This window comes from Streptomyces sp. NPDC102467, from assembly GCF_044765445.1.
Lineage (GTDB): Bacteria > Actinomycetota > Actinomycetes > Streptomycetales > Streptomycetaceae > Streptomyces.
In genome coordinates, this window is record NZ_JBIWKA010000058.1 from 1 (window position 1) to 5,645 (window position 5,645).

The 5,645-nt window shown below is 70.0% G+C and carries 6 protein-coding genes; 1 reads left to right on the forward strand and 5 read right to left on the reverse strand.

Features of this window, described 5'->3' with window-relative positions:
- Positions 1-257: 257 nt before the first annotated feature.
- Complete coding sequence (locus ACIREE_RS42490) at positions 258-659, reverse strand: MerR family transcriptional regulator (protein WP_404164937.1); 402 nt, start codon at positions 657-659, stop codon at positions 258-260.
- Positions 660-773: 114 nt separating this feature from the next.
- Here ACIREE_RS42490 and ACIREE_RS42495 point away from each other — a divergent pair, with 114 nt between their 5' ends.
- Positions 774-1,679 carry an NADP-dependent oxidoreductase gene (locus tag ACIREE_RS42495; protein WP_404164938.1) on the forward strand — a complete coding sequence of 302 codons (906 nt, stop codon included), beginning with the start codon at positions 774-776 and terminating at the stop codon, positions 1,677-1,679.
- Between the two features lie 726 nt (positions 1,680-2,405).
- Here ACIREE_RS42495 and ACIREE_RS42500 read toward each other — a convergent pair.
- From ACIREE_RS42500 to ACIREE_RS42515, 4 genes are all read right to left on the reverse strand, one after another.
- Entirely contained in the window at positions 2,406-3,182 is a 777-nt protein-coding gene (locus tag ACIREE_RS42500) for an alpha/beta fold hydrolase (RefSeq protein ID WP_404164940.1), read from the reverse strand.
- Between the two features lie 115 nt (positions 3,183-3,297).
- Entirely contained in the window at positions 3,298-4,197 is a 900-nt protein-coding gene (locus tag ACIREE_RS42505) for an aldo/keto reductase (protein WP_404164942.1), read from the reverse strand.
- Complete coding sequence (locus tag ACIREE_RS42510; RefSeq protein WP_404164944.1) at positions 4,194-5,060, reverse strand: helix-turn-helix transcriptional regulator; 867 nt, start codon at positions 5,058-5,060, stop codon at positions 4,194-4,196. Before ACIREE_RS42510 ends, ACIREE_RS42505 begins: the two co-directional genes overlap by 4 nt.
- Before the next feature lie 327 nt (positions 5,061-5,387).
- The coding region (locus tag ACIREE_RS42515) for a BBE domain-containing protein (protein WP_404164946.1) at positions 5,388-5,645 on the reverse strand (258 nt) is incomplete at its 5' end.

The following is a 5,645-nucleotide window of genomic DNA, read 5'->3' on the forward strand; positions in this document are numbered from 1 at the left end:
ATCCCACTCCGCATTCGTTAAATCCCCACGGCCCATACCCCCAGCCTGAACTCAACGACCATGCCGTGTCAGCAGATCCGAGAAACAGCGCCTAGGGAGCAAGGCCAACTGGCAGATGGATAGCGCGAGTTGCTGTCCCGCTCGCCCTTCAAGCGCAGTTCGCCGAGCAGATCTCCGGCGCACCCTCCTGACGGCGCTCCGTCCTCGTGAGCGGGGTGGGAGGGCTGAACGAATCCCCTGGAACGGTAGCGCGGGGATCAACTTGCTGCAGCGCTGCGAGCTGGGGCACCCAGCACCCGTGCGTGGGTGCATTCGGACGGAGGGTTACGGGTGGTGGCGATCACGTCGTCGAGCCGTTCGCGCGCAGCGAGCAGGCCGGTGATCCGTCCACTGATCCGCTCGCGCTCGCTCTCCAACTGATCCAGAAGGCCCGGCGCCACCGTGCCGGAGTACACACAGTGCAGGACCCCTCGCACGGACCTGCTCGGCAGCCCGGCGGCGAACAGTTGCTGGATCAGGTGGACCCGGTCGACGGCAGAGTCCGGATACTGGCGCTGGCCGCCGGAGCTTCGTTCGGCCTGCAGCAGGTCCTGCTCCTCGTAGTAGCGCAATGCCCTCACGCTCACCCCGGTCCGGCGGGCCACCTCACCGATCCGCATGCGTCCTCCTTCCTCCTGGCTGACGCCTCGACTTGCACCTCACGTCAACGTCAGGTTTTAGCGTAGTCGACGTCAAGGCATACCAAGCCATCCGGACGAACAAGGCAGGTCATCATGCGCGCAGCCCGCTACCACGAGTACGGCGGCACGGACACCCTCGTCGTCGAGCAGGCCCCGGACCCGCTGCCCGGTCCCGGAGAGATCCGCGTCCGCGTCACGGCGGCCAGCGTCAACCCCGTCGACTGGAAGGTGCGCAACGGCTCGGTGCGCGACTTCTTCCCGGTCGATCTGCCGGCGATCCCGGGCCGCGACGCCGTAGGTCTGGTGGACAGAATCGGCGAGGGGGTCAGCTCGGTCGGCATCGGTGACCGCGTCTTCGGCCTGGGCGGAGTGACGGGCGCGACGGCCGAACTGGCGGTCCTGTCAGCTTGGGCTCCCGCCCCCGCCAACTGGAGCGATACGGAGGCTGCCGCGGCCGGCCTGGCGTCCGTGACGGCGCTGGGCGGACTCAAGACGCTCGGCCAGATGGAGGGTCTCACCCTGCTGATCGAGGGGGCTGCCGGAGGAGTCGGCGGCGCGGCGGTCGAGATCGCCCGCGCTCTGGGGGCCACCGTGATCGGGACGGCCAGTGAGCGTAACCACGCATATCTCATCTCCCTGGGCGCCCTTCCCGTCACCTACGGTGCGGGCCTCGCGGAACGCCTCGCCGGCCTGGCCCCGAACGGGGTCGACCTCGTCCTCGATGCCGCCGCTTCCGGCTCCCTGGCCGATCTCGTCGAGATCGTCGGCGACCCGGACCGCGTGGTGACGGTCGCCGACCACGTCAACGCAGAGCGTCTGGGCGTCCGGGTGGCCAACGCGGTCAACGATTCCACACTCCTGGCCGAAGCGGGCGCTCTCGGCGAGCAGGGCCACTACGTGCCGCGCATCGAACAGACCTACCCCCTGGAGGAGATCGCGAAGGCGCACGCCCACTCCGAGCGCGGACACATGCAGGGAAAGATCGTGGTCACCATCTGATCCCACCTGCTGTACACCGCGCAGGCGGAGTCAGCCCTGGCCCGGCGACGGTATACGCACGACCCACATCAGAAGATCGCTGCCACGCGGCTGCCACGCGGCCCCGGAGGGGCTGCGGGCGCAGGTCTGTCAGTTCTACGACGGAAGCCGTGCCGCGATCTCCCGGGCAAACGAGTCCGCCTCCTTCGCCAACTCCTCCAGCCCCTCCCCCGCGATCAGCTGGAGAAAGCGCAGCAGGTCATGGGCTCCAGCCGAGGGGGAGCATCTCCAGGCGGCGGGCGGCAGCCTCCTGTGCGGGGATAAGGCTGGAGATGGTGGTGTGCTCGCCGCCGTGCGTGTACGCCTCCATGATGACCGTGTACAGGGCCTGATCGATCCGGCGCCGCCGCTCCAGCGGGCTCGGGAGGAAGCTGTCCGACCGCCCTGGGGATGGTCAGGTCCAGGTCGCCAGCCTGGCTGGTCAGCGTCCCTTCCTGGTGGCCGCTGCGGTCGGCGGCGCGGTATGGGTGTGCTCGTGACACGGTTCAGATCATGATCCGCCCGCCACAATTGCCGGTCACAAGGTGGAGACTGCGCGCTTGAGTTGGCGCCCGGTGGAGCTGGTCGAGGACCGGCTGTGGCAGGCCCTGCTGGTGTGCGGCCGCAGTGACCGTGACCGGCCGCAGGACCCGGGTTTGGCGGGCGGCCTCCTCCTCCAGCGAAGGGGCTCGGGTGCGGAGTTCAGCGTCACCGCTCCGGGAGACGGCGGACGAAGTCCAGAAGCAGGGCGCAGAACGCGGAAGGCTGTTCCAGCGGCGCGAGGTGCCCCGCCGCGGGGATGACCACGGTCTGGCCCACGTCGAGGTCGCGGGCCAGTGCCTCGCCACCCTCGAAGAAGTCGGGCATGTCGTGTTCACCGACGCTGACCAGGGCGGGAGCGGTCAGTGTGCGCAGCGCTGCCGTTCCTTCGCCGAGCGGGTCTGCCGCCAGTGGCGGTTCGCCGTGGGCGAGTTGCCCGGTGAGTTGGCCGCGGAGCATACGGGCCGCGTGAGCGCGTACTTCGCCGGTCGCGCCGGGCGAGGTCCATGCCTCGACGCCGGCTGTCACCGCTGCGTCCAGGTCGCCGGCGGCGAGCGCCGTCCTTTCGGCGTCCCAGGCGGCTTGCAGACGTGGGGAGGCCGGCTGGTCGTGGGGCCGGTAACCGACGAGCACCAGGCCCTCGACCCGCTCAGGTGCCGTGACGGCGGCCTGGAGCGCCACCAGGGCGCCGAGGGAGTTCCCGGCCAGGACGAAGCGGTCGGCCCCGAGGTGGTCGAGCGTGTCGAGTACATCCGCCCAGGGGGCCACTTCACGGTCTTGGGGAACGACCGCATCGCCGTGGCCGGGCAGGTCCAGGGCGATGGCCCGCACGCCCGCATCGGCGAGCAGAGGAAGGTGGGCGCCCCACATGGTGCGGTCGGTGGGGCGGGCGTGCAGCAGGACTACGGGGCGGCCTCGGCCCGTCTCATCGGAGGGCAGCAGCATGGCAAGCATCTTTCTTCGGTCGGAACAGGAGGGTGGGAACAAGGGGGTGGGGAACGGAGACGGGAAGGTAGCCGCTCACGGCGCGAAGGAGCGGGAGACCTGCCTGGGGCGGATGTCACGCCGCGGCGGTCAGTTCGTCGGTTTCCGTCTCGCTGAGGCGCAGGGTCGCTGCCGCCAGGTTCTCCTCCAGGTGCGCGGTCTTGGAGGTACCGGGGATGGGCAGGACGACATCGGAGCGGGCCAGCAGCCAGGCCAGCGCCACTTGCGACGGGCCGGCGTGGTGGGTGCTCGCGATCCGGTCGACCGGGCCGCCGGGGCGGGCCAGCTCACCGGCGGCCACTGGCGCCCAGGGGATGAAGCCGATGCCGTGGCGGGTGCAGTACTCCAGGACGTCGGCGGAGCCGCGATCGGTGAGGTTGTAGCGGTTCTGGACGGTGGTGATCTCCACGATCGCGCGGGCCTGCTCGATCTGGCCGACGGTGACCTGGGACAGTCCGATCGCGACGATCTTGCCCTCGTCCTGGAGCCTCTTCAGCTCGCCGACCTGGTCCTCCAAGGGGACCTTCGGATCGACGCGGTGCAACTGGAACAGGTCGATGTGATCGACGCCGAGCCGGCGCAGACTCATCAGGGCCTGCTGACGCAGGTACTCCGGGCGCCCGACCGGCGGCCATGCCGCCGGACCGAGGCGCACCGGTCCCGCGTCGGTCCTGATCACGTCGGGCCCGTTGCGGGTCAGCCCGGCCTTGGTCGCGATCAGTACGTCGTCCCGGTAGGGGTGGATCGCCTCCCGGATGATCTCCTCGCTCACATATGGGCCGTAGGAGTCCGCGGTGTCGATCAGTTGCACGCCGAGTTCGACGGCGCGGCGCACCACGCGGACGCATTCCTGACGGTCGTCGGGTTGACCCCACACCCCCAGTCCGGTCAGGCGCATGGCGCCGAAACCGAGACGGGCGACCTTCTTGCCGGCTATCTCGAAGGTGCCGGCGGCGTCGGACAGAGACGCGGTCATGATCGGAGTTCTCCTTTTTCCGCGGGATCGGTCTGGTCCGTCGGGGTCGCTTCCTGTTCGGACAGCCGGCCGAGCAGGACCAGGGCGTCGGCGCTGGCGCTGCCGGGTTCCGCGCTGTAGACGGACAGGTGCTGTCCGGGGGCGCTGGTGACGGCGAGCGCCTCGAAGTGCAGATGCATCTCCCCCACCTGCGGGTGCCGGAAGTGCTTGTCCTCGTGCGTGCGGGGACGGACCTCGTAGCGCGCCCACAGGCCCGTGAACGCGGGGCTGCGCGTGCTCAGCTCACCGACGACCCGCTCGATCCGGTCGTTCTGCGGGAACTGCGAGGAGGACGCCCGCAGGTTGCCCACCGCGATCCTGGCCGCGTGGTCCCAGTCGGCATAGAACTCACGCGCGAAGGGATCCAGGAAGATCATCCGCAGTAGGTTGTCGTACCGGGAGAAACCGCGGTACAGCTCCCGCGCCATCGCGTTGGCCGCCAGCACGTCCTGCGCCGCCCCGACCACGAAGGCCGGCGCCTCACGTATACCGTCCATCAGCCGCAGCAATTCGGGAGCGACGGTCGTCGGGGCAACCACCGTCCCGACGACGGACAGGCCCAGCCGGAAGAGATGGGCCATCGCCGCGTCGTCCAGCCGCAGTGTCCCGGCGATCGCCCGCAGCACCTGCTCGGACGGATGCCGCTCGCGGCCCTGCTCCAGCCGGATGTAGTAGTCCGTGCTCATCCCGGCCAGCAGCGCGACTTCATCGCGCCGCAGCCCCGGCACCCGCCGCGGCCCGTCATCGGGCAGGCCGACCTCCGCCGGGGCGACCGCCGCACGACGGGCGCGCAGGTAGTCACCGAGTTCGTTCTCGTTTTCCATGACAGTCACGCTAATCGCGGGCGGACGCCGGGGCGTGGTTGCGCTGCACCCACCCGGGAAGGGTTGCTTCGACGCGGACCGGATCCGTGACCTGCCGGCCGGCGCCTGCCGCTACCGCACTCCCAGATCCGGATCGCGCCGACCGTACTCCTTCATCGCGGCCCTGTCGCCGAGCAGGTCGTCGTGGACGGCGATGCCGGACGCGGTCCGACTGGGGCCCGCGACGCCGCCCCACCAGACCCGTCTCGTCGTACGTGACGGTCGACGGAATTGCCGACTTGCGCAGGCCGGCTCGAAGTGATGGCCGGCCATCACGGGACGCGGACCTCAGACGGACGGGATGGGACGGGACGGGATGGGCAGGGGAATGGCGTGGAACACCCCGTCGGGGTCGAATCGGTGCTTCGCCGCGAGCAGTCGTCCGGTGTTCGGTCCGTAAGCGTGTGCGATCTGCTCGGTCTCGTCGGGACCCAGCAGGTTGGGGTAACTGCCCGGCATGGCCCCGGATTCCAGCGCTGCGGACACGTCACGTGCCCATGCGCGGTGTTCCGGTTCCCGGGGGTCGCCCGGTTCCCAGCGGGCGAT